16 protein-coding genes and 1 tRNA gene are annotated in these 15,864 nt (G+C 55.4%); 12 read left to right on the top strand and 5 right to left on the bottom strand.

All coding sequences use genetic code 11. The features are described 5' to 3' along the window. Positions 1-2 precede the first annotated feature (2 nt). From eptA to rnt, 5 genes are all read left to right on the top strand, one after another. A complete protein-coding gene (eptA, locus tag F0320_RS09060; protein ID WP_126328350.1) occupies positions 3-1,628 on the top strand; it encodes a phosphoethanolamine transferase EptA in 1,626 nt (541 codons plus the stop codon). 41 nt (positions 1,629-1,669) lie between these two features. Next, positions 1,670-2,269, top strand: coding sequence for a TetR/AcrR family transcriptional regulator (locus F0320_RS09055; protein WP_126328349.1), 600 nt, complete (start codon positions 1,670-1,672; stop codon positions 2,267-2,269). Positions 2,270-2,324: 55 nt separating this feature from the next. Next, a complete protein-coding gene (locus F0320_RS09050; protein ID WP_126328348.1) occupies positions 2,325-3,422 on the top strand; it encodes an alkene reductase in 1,098 nt (365 codons plus the stop codon). 100 nt (positions 3,423-3,522) lie between these two features. Beyond that, positions 3,523-3,930, top strand: coding sequence for a lactoylglutathione lyase (gene gloA / locus F0320_RS09045; protein WP_013096923.1), 408 nt, complete (start codon positions 3,523-3,525; stop codon positions 3,928-3,930). Positions 3,931-4,025: 95 nt separating this feature from the next. Further along, on the top strand, positions 4,026-4,676 hold the full coding sequence (rnt, locus tag F0320_RS09040) for a ribonuclease T (RefSeq protein ID WP_023311355.1): 651 nt from the start codon (positions 4,026-4,028) through the stop codon (positions 4,674-4,676). 44 nt (positions 4,677-4,720) lie between these two features. Here rnt and grxD read toward each other — a convergent pair whose 3' ends face one another. Next, the gene (grxD, locus tag F0320_RS09035; RefSeq protein ID WP_003832760.1) at positions 4,721-5,068 is read right to left on the bottom strand and encodes a monothiol glutaredoxin 4; all 348 of its coding nucleotides are present in this window, start codon (positions 5,066-5,068) and stop codon (positions 4,721-4,723) included. 338 nt (positions 5,069-5,406) lie between these two features. Between grxD and F0320_RS09030 the strand changes: the two genes are divergently transcribed. After that, positions 5,407-6,180 carry a C40 family peptidase gene (locus F0320_RS09030; protein WP_126328347.1) on the top strand — a complete coding sequence of 258 codons (774 nt, stop codon included), beginning with the start codon at positions 5,407-5,409 and terminating at the stop codon, positions 6,178-6,180. A gap of 122 nt (positions 6,181-6,302) precedes the next feature. Further along, on the top strand, positions 6,303-6,884 hold the full coding sequence (gene sodB / locus F0320_RS09025; protein WP_029739795.1) for a superoxide dismutase [Fe]: 582 nt from the start codon (positions 6,303-6,305) through the stop codon (positions 6,882-6,884). A 38-nt stretch (positions 6,885-6,922) separates the two neighbouring features. Here sodB and F0320_RS09020 read toward each other — a convergent pair whose 3' ends face one another. Then, a complete protein-coding gene (locus tag F0320_RS09020; RefSeq protein ID WP_126328346.1) occupies positions 6,923-8,089 on the bottom strand; it encodes an MFS transporter in 1,167 nt (388 codons plus the stop codon). A gap of 163 nt (positions 8,090-8,252) precedes the next feature. Continuing rightward, positions 8,253-8,342 carry a YnhF family membrane protein gene (locus F0320_RS09015; protein ID WP_008500596.1) on the bottom strand — a complete coding sequence of 30 codons (90 nt, stop codon included), beginning with the start codon at positions 8,340-8,342 and terminating at the stop codon, positions 8,253-8,255. Between the two features lie 297 nt (positions 8,343-8,639). Between F0320_RS09015 and purR the strand changes: the two genes are divergently transcribed. Next, positions 8,640-9,665 (top strand): HTH-type transcriptional repressor PurR, encoded by a 1,026-nt coding sequence (gene purR / locus F0320_RS09010; protein WP_023335431.1) that lies wholly within the window; start codon positions 8,640-8,642, stop codon positions 9,663-9,665. Between the two features lie 17 nt (positions 9,666-9,682). Here purR and punR read toward each other — a convergent pair whose 3' ends face one another. Next, positions 9,683-10,594 carry a DNA-binding transcriptional activator PunR gene (punR, locus tag F0320_RS09005; protein ID WP_048222755.1) on the bottom strand — a complete coding sequence of 304 codons (912 nt, stop codon included), beginning with the start codon at positions 10,592-10,594 and terminating at the stop codon, positions 9,683-9,685. 114 nt (positions 10,595-10,708) lie between these two features. Here punR and punC point away from each other — a divergent pair, with 114 nt between their 5' ends. Both punC and cfa read left to right on the top strand, forming a co-directional pair. After that, entirely contained in the window at positions 10,709-11,908 is a 1,200-nt protein-coding gene (gene punC / locus F0320_RS09000) for a purine nucleoside transporter PunC (RefSeq protein ID WP_126328345.1), read from the top strand. A gap of 298 nt (positions 11,909-12,206) precedes the next feature. Then, positions 12,207-13,355: a cyclopropane fatty acyl phospholipid synthase gene (cfa, locus tag F0320_RS08995; protein WP_047651412.1), complete on the top strand. Its 1,149-nt coding sequence runs from the start codon at positions 12,207-12,209 to the stop codon at positions 13,353-13,355. A gap of 31 nt (positions 13,356-13,386) precedes the next feature. Here cfa and F0320_RS08990 read toward each other — a convergent pair whose 3' ends face one another. After that, the gene (locus F0320_RS08990) at positions 13,387-14,031 is read right to left on the bottom strand and encodes a riboflavin synthase (RefSeq protein ID WP_023311347.1); all 645 of its coding nucleotides are present in this window, start codon (positions 14,029-14,031) and stop codon (positions 13,387-13,389) included. A 225-nt stretch (positions 14,032-14,256) separates the two neighbouring features. Here F0320_RS08990 and mdtK point away from each other — a divergent pair, with 225 nt between their 5' ends. Together mdtK and F0320_RS08980 are read left to right on the top strand one after the other, a co-directional pair. After that, positions 14,257-15,630, top strand: coding sequence for an MdtK family multidrug efflux MATE transporter (mdtK, locus tag F0320_RS08985; protein WP_126328344.1), 1,374 nt, complete (start codon positions 14,257-14,259; stop codon positions 15,628-15,630). A gap of 153 nt (positions 15,631-15,783) precedes the next feature. Beyond that, positions 15,784-15,860: transfer RNA gene (locus F0320_RS08980), tRNA-Val, on the top strand. Positions 15,861-15,864 lie beyond the last annotated feature (4 nt).

Here is a 15,864-nt window from a genome sequence, read left to right as displayed (position 1 = left end):
CGATGTGGTTAAACAGAAAGTTACAATGTAACGACATTAAATTTACTCTGGGCTGTGCACTCTTTTTTACTCTGCTGAACGGGCTGTTTATCCAGCGCAGCTGGGCCATTATCGGCCCAGTCCATCTGCACGACTTCCTCTTTGCCGCCTCCGTCCCGCTGGTGCTGTTTTGCGGCTGGGTGATTGTTTTTAGCCTGCTTAATATCCCGTATCTCCGCAAGCCTCTGCTGATTGTATTGACGATCGGATGCGCCGCGGCGACCTATTTCATGTATACCTACGGCGCGGTGATCGATCAGAACATGATTGTGAACGTGTTCGAAACCAACTCTCAGGAAGCAACCGCCCTGGTGACCCCGCAGATGATCCTGTGGATTGTCATAGCCGGCCTCGTTCCCTCCGTGGCGCTGGCGTTGACCCGCATTCGTACCGGAAAATGGTGGTACGCGCTGCTGACGCGCGTTGCCGCGATGCTCGGCGCCCTGCTGGTGATTATCCTGATTGCCGCGCTGTTTTATAAAGATTACGCGTCGCTGTTCCGCAATAACAAAAGCATCGTCAAAATGGTCACCCCGGCGAACTATGTCAGCGCCGTGGTGAAGTACAGCAAAATGCGCTGGTTTGCCGGCGATCAAACGCTGGTGCGCATCGGTGAAGATGCCCATAAAGGGTCACTGATTACCGGTCAACAAAAGAAAACCGTTCTGGTGCTTGTCGTTGGCGAAGCCTCTCGCGCGGCAAACTACTCCCTGAACGGTTACGAACGCGAAACCAACCCGGAGCTGAAAAAGCACGACGTGATTAACTTCCCGCAGGCCTCCTCGTGTGGCACCGAAACCGCCGTTTCCGTTCCCTGCATGTTCTCCGGCATGACGCGCAGCAAGTACGATGCCGACCTGGCTCACCATCAGGAAGGTCTGCTCGATGTGCTGAAGCATGCGGGTATCAACCTGCTGTGGCGCGACAACGACGGCGGCTGTAAAGGCGCCTGCGATCGCGTGCCCCATACCGACATGACGCAGTGGAATCTGGATCAGTTCTGCAAAGACAAATCCTGTATTGATGATGTGAACTTCTACCGCCTGGACAACGTTCTGGACGGCGTGAAGCAGGACACGGTGCTGGTTATCCACCTGATGGGGAGTCATGGACCTGCGTACTATCATCGTTACCCGGACAATTTCCGTAAATTCACCCCCACCTGCGACACCAATGAAATTCAGGATTGCGACCATCAGGCGCTGATCAATACCTATGACAACACTGTCCTCTATACCGACAGCATGGTCAGCAAAACCATTGATGTGCTGAAAGCGCGCCAGTCGAGCATGAACACCGCGCTGATCTATCTCTCAGATCACGGTGAATCCTTAGGTGAAAGCGGTATTTATCTGCACGGTACGCCGTACATGCTGGCGCCGGAGCAGCAAACGCATATTCCGTTTATGTTCTGGCTGTCACCGGATTACGCGAAAAACTTTGGCATCAACGAACGGTGTTTGCGTGACCATGCAGCAAAAAATGCGGTTTCCCAGGACAATTTATTCTCAACCGTATTGGGTATGATGGACGTGAAATCAACGGTTTATCAACCGCAGCTGGATATACTGAGCGCATGTCGTCCGTAAACTCGCTTGCATTAGACCGAACGGTCTATTAGAGTGCGGCCATGAGCAGAAATACTGAACACGATACCCGCGAACATTTACTGGCAACCGGCGAGCGACTTTGCATGCATCGCGGGTTTACCGGTATGGGGTTGAGCGAGCTTTTAAAAACCGCTGAGGTACCGAAGGGGTCGTTTTATCACTACTTCCGGTCCAAAGAGGCTTTTGGCGTAGCGATGCTGGAGCGTCATTATGCTGGCTACCACCAGCGTCTGGCGACCCACTTTGCTTCGGGTGAAGGTAACTACCGGGATCGTGTTCTGAACTACTATCAGGAAACGCTGAACCAGTTCTGTCAGCAGGGCATTATCAGCGGATGCCTGACGGTCAAACTGTCTGCCGAAGTGTGCGATCTTTCCGAAGACATGCGCTCGGCGATGGATAAGGGTGCCCGCGGCGTAATCGCCCTGCTGGCGCAGGCGCTGGAAAAAGGCCGCGAAGAAAAAACGCTGGCCTTTTCCGGCGACCCCTTAATGCAGTCTCAGGTGCTCTACTCCCTCTGGTTAGGAGCCAACCTGCAGGCAAAAATTTCGCGCAGTGCCCTGCCGCTGGAAAGCGCGCTGGCACATGTGAAAAACAGTATTACTGCGCCAGGCGTATAACGGGCGCTTTTTTATTTACCCTATTACTAGTCGACTGGTCTACTCAGGAGTCTTTATGTCAGCTGAAAAACTGTTTACCCCATTGAAAGTGGGCGCCGTCACGGCGCCAAACCGCGTGTTTATGGCTCCGCTTACCCGTCTGCGCAGCATTGAGCCGGGCGACATCCCAACCCCACTGATGGGTGAATACTATCGTCAGCGCGCAAGCTCTGGCCTGATCATCACGGAAGCCACGCAGATTTCAGCTCAGGCTAAAGGTTATGCCGGTGCACCGGGCCTTCACAGCCCGGAGCAGATCGCCGCATGGCAGAAAATCACCGCGGGCGTTCACGCTGAAGAGGGTCGTATTGCGGTCCAGCTGTGGCACACCGGTCGTATCTCTCACAGCAGCATTCAGCCTGGCGGCCAGGCACCGGTCTCCGCTTCGGCCCTGAGCGCAAATACCCGTACGTCCCTGCGCGATGAAAACGGCAATGCGATCCGCGTGGATACCTCTATGCCGCGCGCGCTTGAGCTGGAAGAAATTCCGGGTATCGTGAACGACTTCCGCCAGGCCGTGGCCAACGCCCGCGAAGCCGGTTTTGACCTGATTGAGCTGCACTCCGCGCATGGCTACCTGCTGCACCAGTTCCTGTCACCGTCGTCCAACCATCGCACCGACCAGTACGGCGGCAGCGTCGAAAACCGCGCTCGCCTGGTGCTGGAAGTGGTTGACGCCGTATGCCAGGAGTGGAGCCCGGATCGTATCGGGATCCGCGTCTCCCCAATCGGTTCTTTCCAGAACGTCGACAACGGTCCGAACGAAGAAGCCGATGCCCTGTACCTGATCGAAGAACTTGCTAAGCGTGGCATCGCCTATCTGCACATGTCCGAGCCGGACTGGGCAGGCGGTAAGCCTTACACGGACGCTTTCCGTCAGAAAGTGCGCGAGCGTTTCCACGGGGTGATCATCGGTGCGGGGGCTTATACCCCGGAGAAAGCAGAAGATCTGATCGGCAAAGGGCTGATCGATGCCGTCGCGTTTGGCCGCGACTACATCGCCAACCCGGATCTGGTTGCCCGTCTGCAGAAAAAAGCGGCCCTGAATCCGCAGCGCCCGGAAAGCTTCTACGGCGGCGGCGCGGAAGGCTACACCGACTACCCTTCTCTGTAATCTCGCCATTGTTCATTGATAGCGGCGATACTTCGCCGCTATACTAAAACATCGTTTCTGTTCAAAAAGACAGTCTATTCCATTGGTTAATGAGGAAATTATGCGCCTACTTCACACCATGCTGCGCGTTGGCGACCTGCAACGTTCCATTGATTTCTACACTAACGTCCTGGGCATGAAGCTGCTGCGCACCAGCGAAAATCCGGAATACAAATACTCGCTGGCGTTTGTGGGTTACGGCCCGGAAACGGATGAAGCGGTGATCGAGCTGACCTACAACTGGGGCGTAGACAGCTATGAGCTGGGCACCGCCTACGGCCATATCGCGCTGGAAGTGGACAACGCGGCCGAAGCGTGCGAGCGCATTCGCAGCAACGGCGGTAACGTTACGCGCGAAGCTGGCCCGGTAAAAGGCGGCACCACCGTGATTGCGTTCGTGGAAGATCCGGACGGTTACAAAATCGAGCTGATTGAAGCCAAAGACGCGGGTCGCGGTCTGGGCAACTGATCCCTCAGGGCGCAACATGCGCCCGTTGTTTTACTGCATCACCCCGCAAAATTTGCCATAATGCGCTCTGCTTTTTCCCCTTGTAAGAGACCCTGATGTCCGATAACGCTCAATTTAGCGGTCTGTGCGACCGTTTTCGTGGTTTTTATCCCGTTGTCATTGATGTAGAAACAGCCGGATTTAACGCTAAAACCGATGCGCTGCTCGAAATTGCCGCCATCACGCTGAAGATGGATGAACAGGGCTGGCTTACACCGGACACCACGCTGCATTTCCACGTTGAACCTTTCGAAGGCGCAAACTTACAGCCGGAAGCGCTGGCGTTTAACGGTATCGACCCGCATAACCCGCTGCGTGGTGCAGTCAGTGAATACGATGCGCTGCACGCCATTTTTAAAATGGTGCGTAAAGGCATGAAAGAGAGCAACTGCAGCCGCGCCATCATGGTGGCCCATAACGCCACCTTCGATCACAGCTTTACCATGGCCGCAGCCGAGCGCGCCGCGCTCAAACGCAACCCCTTCCATCCTTTTGTGACCTTCGACACCGCCGCGCTGAGCGGCCTGGCTCTGGGACAAACGGTGTTATCAAAAGCCTGTATTACGGCTGGCATTCCGTTCGACGGCACGCAGGCGCACTCCGCGCTGTATGACACGGAGCGCACCGCAGAGCTGTTCTGTGAGATCGTCAACCGCTGGAAGCGTCTGGGCGGCTGGCCGCTGCCGATGGGCGACAGCGAAGAATAAAAAAAAGCGACCTTATCAGGTCGCTTTTTTATTTGCGCAGAAAATTACTCTGCGTCCGGCTCTTCGGTTTTGTACTTCGCCGCCGTCTCTTTGATCAGTTGCTGCAGTTCGCCGCGCTGATACATTTCAATCAGGATATCGCAGCCGCCAACCAGTTCACCGTCAACCCACAGCTGTGGGAAAGTCGGCCAGTTAGCATACTTAGGTAGCTCAGCGCGGATGTCCGGGTTCTGCAGGATATCGACGTAAGCAAAACGCTCACCACAGGCTGACAGCGCCTGAACCGCTTGCGCGGAGAAGCCGCAGCTTGGCAGCTTCGGAGAACCTTTCATATACAGCAGAATCGGGTTTTCAGCGATCTGGCGCTGGATTTTTTCAATAGTGGTGCTCATGTCTTGCTTCCTTTAACTTCTGTTACGGCATTCGTCTGACATTGTAGCGGTTCAGACTGGCATCGGAAAATAACATTTTTGTCACGTTTATACATTCTACCCCGAGTCACGAAAAGTTGCATTGCAAATGGTGTTTACCCCTGCGGCAGTCAGGGTTTTGCTTAGGGAGTGGGCAAATGTGCGACAGAACGATGAATTTTTTTGCACTTGCTAACGAAACAGGATCGTAGATTGAAAAATGCTATTAACTTTCTGGGTTTTTATAGATTAGAATCGACGGGCTTTGTAAATCACACGCGGGTATTATTGATGACCTGCATTTATCAGGGGACTGCCCAGTGGCGCGGATAAATAAAATCTCGATCACGCTCTGTGCTTTACTGTTTACTTCACTCACTTTCACGCCAGTGGCAAACGCCTCTCAGCAGGCGCGGCATTCTGCTGTACAAAAAAACCATCTGGTGAAAGCCACAGACCGTAAGAAAAAAACCACCGCTAAGAACGACAAGAAAAAAACACCGGCTCAGACGAAACAGACCGCTTCCAGCAAAACGAAAACAAAACCTTCCCGCACTGCCCACTCCGCTAAAAGTAAAGCTTCGCAAACCGCCGCTAACCTCGTTACTGAAAAATGCATCACGCGTAAAGGCCACAAGGCGAAATGCACGAAGGTCACGAAAATAGCGGAAGTGCATAAAGTGCGTGTACAGAAAGCGCAAAAGACCGCGATGAACAAACTGATGGGGCAGATTGGCAAACCTTATCACTGGGGTGGCAGTTCGCCGCGTACCGGGTTTGACTGCAGCGGCCTCGTCTATTACGCCTATAAAGATCTGGTCAAATTCCGCATTCCTCGCACCGCCAATGAGATGTACCACCTGCGCGATGCCTCACCGGTTGACCGCGGTGAGCTGGAAAACGGCGATCTGGTGTTCTTCCGCACTCAGGGTCGCGGCACGGCTGACCACGTCGGCGTGTATGTCGGCAACGGGAAATTCATCCAGTCTCCACGTAGCGGCCAGGATATTCAGATTACCTCTCTCAGTGAAGACTACTGGGTACGCCACTACGTCGGCGCGCGTCGCGTGATGACGCCGAAAACCATCCGCTAACCCCTGCCCTGCCGCATCCGTGGCAGGGTAAGTTCCTCTTTTGCATACCCTTTCAATTTGCTATCCTGTCCCTGTTGTCTGTGTGGTTATTGGCAACGCAAAATACAATAAGGAGAGAAGCAATGTCGTTCGAATTACCTGCACTACCGTATGCAAAAGACGCCCTGGCACCGCACATTTCTGCGGAAACCCTGGAATATCATTACGGCAAGCATCACCAGACGTACGTCACCAACCTGAACAATCTGATCAAGGGCACCGATTTTGAAGGCAAAACGCTGGAAGAGATCGTCCGCAGCTCAGAGGGTGGCGTATTTAACAACGCGGCTCAGGTGTGGAACCATACCTTCTACTGGCACTGCCTGGCGCCGAATGCCGGCGGTGAACCTGTCGGTGAACTGGCTACCGCTATCAACGCCGCATTTGGCAGCTTCGCGGATTTCAAAGCGAAGTTTACCGATGCAGCCATCAAGAACTTCGGTTCTGGCTGGACGTGGCTGGTTAAAGAGGCGGATGGCAAACTGGCTATCGTGTCCACCTCTAACGCGGGTACCCCGCTGACCACCAGCGCGAAGCCGCTGATGACCGTGGACGTGTGGGAACACGCTTACTACATTGATTACCGCAACGCGCGTCCGAACTACCTGGAGCACTTCTGGGCACTGGTTAACTGGGACTTTGTCGCGAAGAACTTCGCCGCGTAAGAGACACGCAGAAGGGTTCGCCCTTCTGCGTTTTTGGTTTATTCCGCAGCGCAGGCTGCTTCAGGCTGTTTACGTCCCGACATCATCACCAGCAGCAGGCCGAGCGCGGCAATAATCGCCCCCATCACCGGCACAAAGTTGTATCCCAGACCACCTGAAATCACGGCCCCACCGGCCGCGGCGCCCAGGGCATTACCCAGGTTAAACGCACCGATATTCACGGATGATGAAAGTCCCGGCGCCTCGTGCGCGACACGCATCACGCGCATCTGCAGCGGCGGCACCACGGCGAAAGTGGCGGCTCCCCAGACGACCATCGCGATCGCGGCCCCGAACTCATTACGCGCCAGCCACGGAATGGCAACCATGATGACAATCAGCAGGGTTAAGAAGCCCTTAAGCGTCCCGCTCACGGAACGGTCGGCAAATTTCCCGCCGAGATAGTTGCCGATCGAGAAGCCCACGCCAATCAGCACCAGCATCGCGGTCACAAAGAGAGGCGTTGCGTGGGTGATATCGTGCAGCACCGGTGAAATATAGGTGTAGAGGGTAAACATCGCCCCTGCCCCCAGCACGGTGGTGAGCAGCGCGGAGAGCACCTGCGGACGCATCAGCACCGACAGCTCTTTACGCACTTCCGGACGTTCACCGGCGCTGCCTTTCGGCAGGGAGAAGAACAATGCCACCATCGCGACCACGCCCAGCCCGGCCGTCGCCAGGAAGGACATACGCCAGCCGATCGCTTCTCCCAGCCAGGTTGCCGCAGGCACCCCGCCGATGTTGGCAATCGTCAGCCCCATAAACATGGTTGCCACGGCGCTCGCCTGCTTGTGTTTAGGCACCACGCTGGCAGCCACGACCGACCCCAGCCCAAAGAACGCGCCGTGGTTAAGGCTGGTCAGAATACGCGACAGCATCAATGTGGTGTAGTCCGGCGAAATGGCCGAAAGCACGTTGCCGAGGGTGAAAATCGCCATCAGGAAAATCAGCGCATTGCGGCGCGCGCGGTGCGAAAGAAGAAGCGTCATCAGCGGCGCCCCGACCATCACGCCGATAGCGTAGGCGCTAATTAACATCCCTGCCGCAGGGATCGAGACATCTACGCCCCGGGCAATAACAGGCAGTAACCCCATCGGGGAGAATTCTGTGGTGCCAATCCCAAAAGCGCCAATCGCCAGGGCCAGCAGGGGAAAATTGATTTTCATGCGTCAACTCCGGATGCCGTGTCATGTGGTGACACAGAACAAAGAAGCGGAAAGCATGACATCAATCACAAAAAATGAGAAGTTAACAAAATGGCAAAAGATTTTTGCCAGAGAAGTAACAATCCGGGGTGTCGGGAGGGAGAAGGCTCTCCCTCCGCGTAAATCAGTGCAGCGCAGCCGTCAGACCGGCCGCAACAATCAGAGCCAGCACAACAACGGTGGTGAACAGCGAAAACTTAAGATCGGAACTCATCAATTTTTCTCCTTTTAATCCCCACACGAAAAGTGAGCTTGCTCATTTTTGCACAGATTACGTCAAAAATCTTCCTAGATTTATACTGATAACCACTTTACCTCTTCCCCTTTTCATCAAGATAGGACAAAATTCCACGCTAAATTTATTAGCGTACCGGCCATTGACCCCCTCCTGACGTCCCGTGTCGTTTTCCCGGCGTGCCGCAATTCAAGATTGCGTGATAAGGGTGAGAGAAGGCAAACGTTTACCTTCAAGTTTTTCAGGAGCTTAGGATATGGTCTGGAGTGACATTTAATGGCAACAATTAAAGACGTAGCAAAACGCGCAAACGTTTCCACTACAACCGTATCACATGTAATTAACAAAACCCGCTTTGTGGCGGAAGAGACGCGCAACGCCGTCTGGGCAGCGATCAAAGAGCTGCACTATTCGCCAAGTGCGGTTGCGCGTAGCCTCAAGGTTAATCACACCAAGTCCATTGGATTGCTGGCGACCAGCAGTGAAGCGGCCTATTTTGCCGAGATCATTGAAGCGGTCGAAAAGAACTGCTTCCAGAAAGGCTATACCCTGATTCTGGGCAACGCGTGGAACAGCATTGAAAAACAGCGTGCCTACCTGTCGATGATGGCGCAAAAGCGCGTTGATGGCCTGCTGGTGATGTGTTCCGAGTATCCGGAATCCGTGCTGTCGATGCTGGAAGAGTATCGCCATATTCCGATGGTGGTGATGGACTGGGGCGAAGCGCGCGCGGACTTCACCGATTCCGTTATCGATAACGCCTTTGAAGGCGGCTATATGGCCGGTCGTTATCTGATTGAACGCGGTCACCGCGAGATTGGCGTGATCCCCGGTCCGCTGGAGCGCAACACCGGCGCGGGCCGTCTGGCCGGTTTTATGAAAGCGATGGAAGAAGCGCTGATCAACGTGCCGGAAAACTGGATCGTGCAGGGCGACTTTGAGCCGGAGTCGGGCTACCGTGCGATGCAGCAGATCGTCTCCCAGCCGCACCGTCCGACCGCCGTGTTCTGCGGGGGCGACATCATGGCCATGGGCGCGCTCTGCGCTGCCGACGAGTTGGGCCTGCGCGTACCGCAGGATATTTCCGTGATCGGCTATGACAACGTGCGTAACGCGCGCTTCTTCACCCCGGCGTTGACTACCATTCACCAGCCAAAAGACTCGCTGGGCGAAACGGCTTTCAACATGCTGATGGACAGGATCGTCAACAAGCGTGAAGAGTCGCAGTCCATTGAAGTTCACCCGCGTCTTATCGAACGCCGTTCCGTTGCGGACGGTCCGTTCCGCGACTACCGTCGTTAATCGCTTTACGGGGCCAGCTATGCTGGCTCCCGTAACCATTCCCGGTTTAGCGTTTCGCTGTCTCCCAGATAGTCCAGCAGCCACGCCATCGCAGGCGAGACATCATTTTGCTGCCAGGTGAGGCAGCAGGCCGCATCCGGGAACGGATTCTCCAGCGTCAGCTCAACCCACTCTCCGGTATCGATGCGCGGACGCGCAAAATGAACGGGCACCATCGCGACGCACAGCCCGGCGCTGAGGCACGTCGCCGATGATTCCCAGTCCGGAGCCACCACCCGCCGCTGGTTGTCCAGAAGCCAGGTGATACGCTTGGGCAATGAACGGGACGTATCCTCCAGCACCAGCGACGGCCAGTTGCGCAGCGTGTCATCGCTCAGCGGCCCGTCCATCGCCGCCAGCGGATGATCGCTTGCCACCACGCATTTCCAGCTCAGCATCCCCATATCGCGAAAGGCGTAACGTCCCCCGACCGGGATCGCCTGCGTGGCCCCAATCGCCATCTCTGCCCTGCCGTCCGCCAGCGCATCCCAGACGCCGTTAAACACCTCCTGCGAGACCCGCAGCTCGACGTCAGAAAAATGACGATAGAAATCGACGATCATCTGCCGGGTGCGCTCCGGCTTAACGATGTTATCCACCGCGATGGAAAGATGTCCCCGCCAGCCGTTAGCGATCTGCTGACACTGTTCGCGGGTGATCTGCATTTTTTTGATAACAGAACGCCCTTCCTTCAAAAACCACGCGCCTGCGGGCGTTAATTCCACATCACGATGCCGCCGTTCAAACAGCGGAACCGCCAGCCACTCCTCAAGCTGACGCACCGTGTAGCTGATTGCCGAAGGGACGCGGTGCAGCTCCTGCGCCGCACCGCTAAAGCTGCCGTTACGCGCAACAGCATCGACCACTTCAAGAGAATAATCTGACCACATTTTCTGCCTGCAAAATTTTTGAATGCACCCGCCAAATATTAGCGTTTCACAAGCGGCTTTGCACTCCCTACACTCAGCGCCAATGTATACCTGCCTCCTCAGGAGAATAAAATAATGCAACCCAGGAACGGTTTTTTAGTCTGGCTCGGCGGCTTAAGCGTGCTGGGCTTTTTGGCCACCGACATGTACCTGCCGGCGTTTGCCGCCATGCAGGAAGATTTGCAAACCCCTGCTGCCGCCATCAGCGCCAGCCTGAGTTTGTTCCTCGCCGGTTTTGCCTTCGCGCAGCTGCTCTGGGGACCGCTCTCGGATCGCTTTGGTCGTAAACCGGTACTGTTGCTGGGCCTGGCCATTTTTGCCGTGGGCTGCCTGGGGATGCTATGGGTACGCGATGCCGCCTGGCTGCTGGTGCTGCGGTTTGTTCAGGCCGTGGGCGTCTGTGCCGCGGCCGTGACCTGGCAGGCGCTGGTCACCGACTACTATCCGGCTAACCGCACAAACCGTATTTTCGCTACCATTATGCCGCTGGTGGGTCTCTCACCTGCCCTCGCTCCCCTGCTGGGCAGCTGGATCCTCGCGCATTTCGACTGGCAGGCCATTTTCGCCACGCTGTTTGCCATTACCCTGGTACTGATGCTGCCGGCGTTCGCCCTCAAGCCCGCGCATAAAAAAGAAGCGCATGCAGACGCGAAGCCGATTACCTTCACGTCTCTGCTCAGCACCAAAGCGTATCGCGGGAATGTCCTGATCTATGCCGCCTGCTCGGCAAGCTTCTTCGCGTGGCTCACCGGCTCGCCGTTCATTCTGCACGATATGGGCTACAGCCCGGCAGCCATCGGCCTGAGCTATGTTCCGCAGACCATCGCGTTCCTGGTAGGCGGTTACGGCTGCCGCGCGGCGCTGCAAAAGTGGGAAGGTCAGCAGATGCTGCCATGGCTGCTGGTGCTGTATGCGCTGAGCGTTATCGGGACCTGGGCCGTTGGCTTTATTCCGGGTGCCGGTCTGGCAGAAATTTTGATCCCATTCTGCGTGATGGCCATTGCGAACGGGGCGATTTATCCGATCGTTGTGGCGCAGGCGCTGCGTCCTTTCCCGCAGGCAACTGGCCGCGCCGCCGCGCTGCAGAACACCCTGCAGCTGGGGCTGTGCTTCCTGGCAAGCCTGGTGGTCTCGGCGCTGATTGCGACGCCGCTGTTAACCACCACCAGCGTAATGCTGTTCACCGTAGCGCTGGCGGTATTGGGCTATCGCATGCAGGCCTCCGCGCAGCGTGAGCAGGAAAAGAGTGCTCAGGTTGAAACGTCACATGCCTGATTGCGTCAGAAATCATGTTAATTTTCAGTGATTAGGTTGCTAACAATTTTCTATTGAATCACCAAATTTTGAGGCCTATACTAAATTTGGTTCGATTAAATACGATAAATATTAAGCGTTAACGGGAGCCGGAGTGCTCCCGTTTTACCATGGAAGGCATTTCGGCAAGGGTTATCTCCCTTCCTCTGTTCTACGTCGGATATTAGCCTCGCGGTATTTACCGTGAGATTTCTCACAAACCAAAAAAAGCGTCTACGCTGTTTTAAGGTTCTGATCACAGTAGGGTGATGGAGAAGCTATGAGTTCATCGTGTATAGAAGAAGTCAGCGTTCCGGATGACAACTGGTCCCGGATCGTCAGTGAACTGTTAGGTCGAGCAGGCATCACTATCAATGGATCATCGCCATCCGATCCTCAGGTTAAACATCCCGACTTTTTTAAACGCGTGTTGCGGGAAGGGTCGTTAGGCCTGGGTGAAAGCTATATGGACGGCTGGTGGGAGTGCGAGCGTCTGGATACCTTTTTCGCCAGCGTGCTGCGTGCCGGTCTTGAAAATCAACTCCCTCGCAATCTGAAAGACACCCTGCGCGTCGCCTCTGCCCGACTGTTCAATCTGCAAAGTAAAAAGCGCGCGTGGATCGTTGGCAAAGAACACTACGATCTTGGCAACGACCTGTTCAGCCGTATGCTGGACCCTTTCATGCAATACTCCTGCGCCTACTGGAAAGACGCGTCGACCCTTGAAGAGGCCCAGCAGGCCAAGCTGCGTCTGATTAGCGAGAAGCTGCAGCTCCAGCCCGGTATGCGCGTGCTGGATATCGGCTGCGGCTGGGGCGGGCTGGCGTATTTTATGGCGAAACACTATGGCGTCAGCGTCGTCGGCGTCACGATCTCAGCGGAACAGCAAAAAATGGCGCGAGAGCGCTGCCAGGATCTCGATGTGGATATCCGGCTGCAGGACTACCGTGACCTGAACGAGCAGTTTGACCGGATCGTTTCCGTCGGCATGTTCGAGCACGTCGGGCCGAAAAACTACGCTACCTATTTTGAGGTGGTGGATCGTAATCTGAAGCCGGACGGCATCTTCCTGCTGCACACCATCGGCTCTAAGCGGACCGACAATAACGTCGACCCGTGGATCAACAAATACATCTTTCCGAATGGCTGTTTACCGTCCGTTCGCCAGATTGCCAACGCCAGTGAACCCCATTTCGTGATGGAAGACTGGCATAACTTTGGCGCGGATTACGACACCACGTTGATGGCCTGGCATGCGCGTTTTCAGGAGACCTGGCCAGAAATTGCGGACAACTATTCTGAACGATTCAGGCGGATGTTTAGCTATTATCTGAATGCCTGCGCGGGGGCGTTTCGCGCACGGGATATTCAGCTCTGGCAGGTGGTATTCAGCCGCGGGATTGAACACGGTCTACGTGTCGCACGCTAAAAAAATAACCCCGGATGTCCGGGGTTATTTTTTATTCTTCTTCTGCGGCGGTCTTTATTATTGCCGCTTCTTTTGCTGCCAGCACGCGCTCAACCGTATCCACTACCGCCTGGGTTTGCGGATCGATTTCGATATTCACGCGATGCCCCAGTTTTTTGGCGCCCAGCGTGGTGCGCTGCAGCGTTTCAGGAATTAAATGCACGCAAAAACGCGTTGGCGTTACTTCACCCACCGTCAGGCTAATCCCGTCAATGCCAATAAATCCTTTATAGAGGATGTATTTCATTAATGAAGGATCCTGCATTTTAAACCAGATCTGACGGTTATTTTCCGAGGTCACGATTTTTGCCACTTCAGCGGTGGTCATGATGTGCCCGGACATCAGGTGGCCGCCAATCTCATCGCTGAACTTCGCCGCCCGCTCAACGTTGACGGTATCTCCCACCGCCAGCTCGCCAAGGTTGGTGATGCGCAGCGTCTCTTTCATTAAATCAAAGCTAATCTGGTTGCCGTTAATTTCGGTAACGGTCAGGCAGCAGCCGTTATGAGCAATCGACGCGCCTGTTTCAATGCCCTCAAGCATATATTCCGGAAGCTCAACAACATGAGTACGGAAATTAGGTTTTTCATCAATGGACACCACTTTGGCGGTGCCCTGCACAATACCAGTAAACATGCTTACAACTCCTGTTTTTTCCAGACGGTGGTGACACCGTTTAATCTCACCACAATAACAGTTGGAAAAACAGGTTGCCAGCGGGGCGCATTTTCTGGCGATTTTTTCACTAGATAAATAGCTAAAGCCCGCTACAATAGCTGGCACCCCCCTGCATTTTCTTCTTGCTGCCCGTTTCGGCGGCTTTTTTAGTCTCTCAAATAACAACAAAATAAAGGTGTTCACGTGCAGAAGTACATGAATGAAGCGCGCCAGCTATTGGCACTGGCTATACCAGTGATCGTCGCGCAAGTGGCCCAGACCGCAATGGGATTTGTGGATACGGTAATGGCAGGTGGCTACAGCGCCACCGATATGGCGGCCGTGGCTATCGGCACGTCAATCTGGCTTCCGGCCATCCTGTTCGGCCACGGTCTGCTGCTCGCGCTCACGCCGGTTATCGCTCAGCTCAATGGCTCGGGTCGTCGCGAGCGCATTGCCCATCAGGTCCGTCAGGGTTTCTGGCTGGCAGGGTTTGTCTCCGTGCTGATCATGGTCGTGCTCTGGAACGCGGGCCACATCATTCGCGCTATGCATAACATTGACCCGGCACTGGCTGATAAAGCCGTGGGCTATCTGCGCGCCCTGCTCTGGGGTGCGCCAGGCTACCTCTTTTTCCAGGTGGCGCGTAACCAGTGTGAAGGCCTGGCGAAAACCAAGCCCGGGATGGTGATGGGCTTTATCGGTTTACTGGTCAATATTCCGGTGAACTATATCTTTATTTACGGTCATTTCGGGATGCCGGAGCTCGGCGGCGTCGGCTGCGGCGTGGCGACGGCAGCCGTTTACTGGGTGATGTTCTTCTCGATGATCGTCTTTGTAAAACGCGCCCGTTCCATGCGCGATATTCGCAACGAGAAAAGATTTAGCACGCCGGACTGGAACATCATGACGCGTCTGGTGCAGCTAGGGTTGCCGATCGCCCTCGCGCTGTTCTTTGAGGTGACCCTGTTTGCCGTGGTCGCCCTGCTGGTCTCCCCTCTGGGCATTGTGAACGTGGCCGGGCACCAGATTGCGCTGAACTTCAGCTCCCTGATGTTCGTCCTGCCGATGTCGCTGGCGGCGGCGGTGACGATTCGCGTGGGCTTCCGCCTGGGCCAGGGCTCAACGCTCGATGCGCAAACGGCCGCCCGAACCGGGCTGGGCGTCGGTGTCTGCATGGCGGTATGTACGGCGCTCTTTACCGTTGCATTACGCGAGCAGATTGCCCTGCTCTATAACGACAATCCGGAAGTGGTCACGCTGGCATCGCACCTTATGCTGCTGGCCGCGATTTACCAGATCTCTGACTCCATCCAGGTGATTGGCAGCGGCGTGCTGCGCGGATATAAAGACACGCGCTCAATCTTCTTTATCACCTTCATCGCCTACTGGGTGCTGGGACTGCCGACTGGCTACATCCTGGCACTTACCGATCTGGTGGTGGACCGCATGGGACCGGCGGGGTTCTGGATGGGCTTTATTATCGGCCTGACCTCGGCGGCGATTATGATGATGATGCGCATGCGCTTCCTGCAGCGCCAGCCATCAACGGTCATTTTGCAGCGCGCTGCACGTTAACGACGCGGTAGCCGCCGCCCGGCGGCTACTTTCTCTTCACTTTGCGCGGTAATACAGCAATCGCGTGAAATCAGAGAGAAAATTGCATTTTCCCTCTTGCCACCTCGATGCTGTGCCGCTAATATTCGTCCCCGTTGTCACCGACAACACGTTGCGTTCATAGCTCAGTTGGTTAGAGCACCACCTTGACATGGTGGGGGTCGTTGGTTCGAGTCCAATTGAACGCACCATTCT

It is taken from the genome of Enterobacter dykesii (assembly GCF_008364625.2).
GTDB classification, from domain to species: domain Bacteria; phylum Pseudomonadota; class Gammaproteobacteria; order Enterobacterales; family Enterobacteriaceae; genus Enterobacter; species Enterobacter dykesii.
Note: the sequence above shows the minus strand (reverse complement) of the source record. Positions and strands in the feature narration are given on the sequence as shown.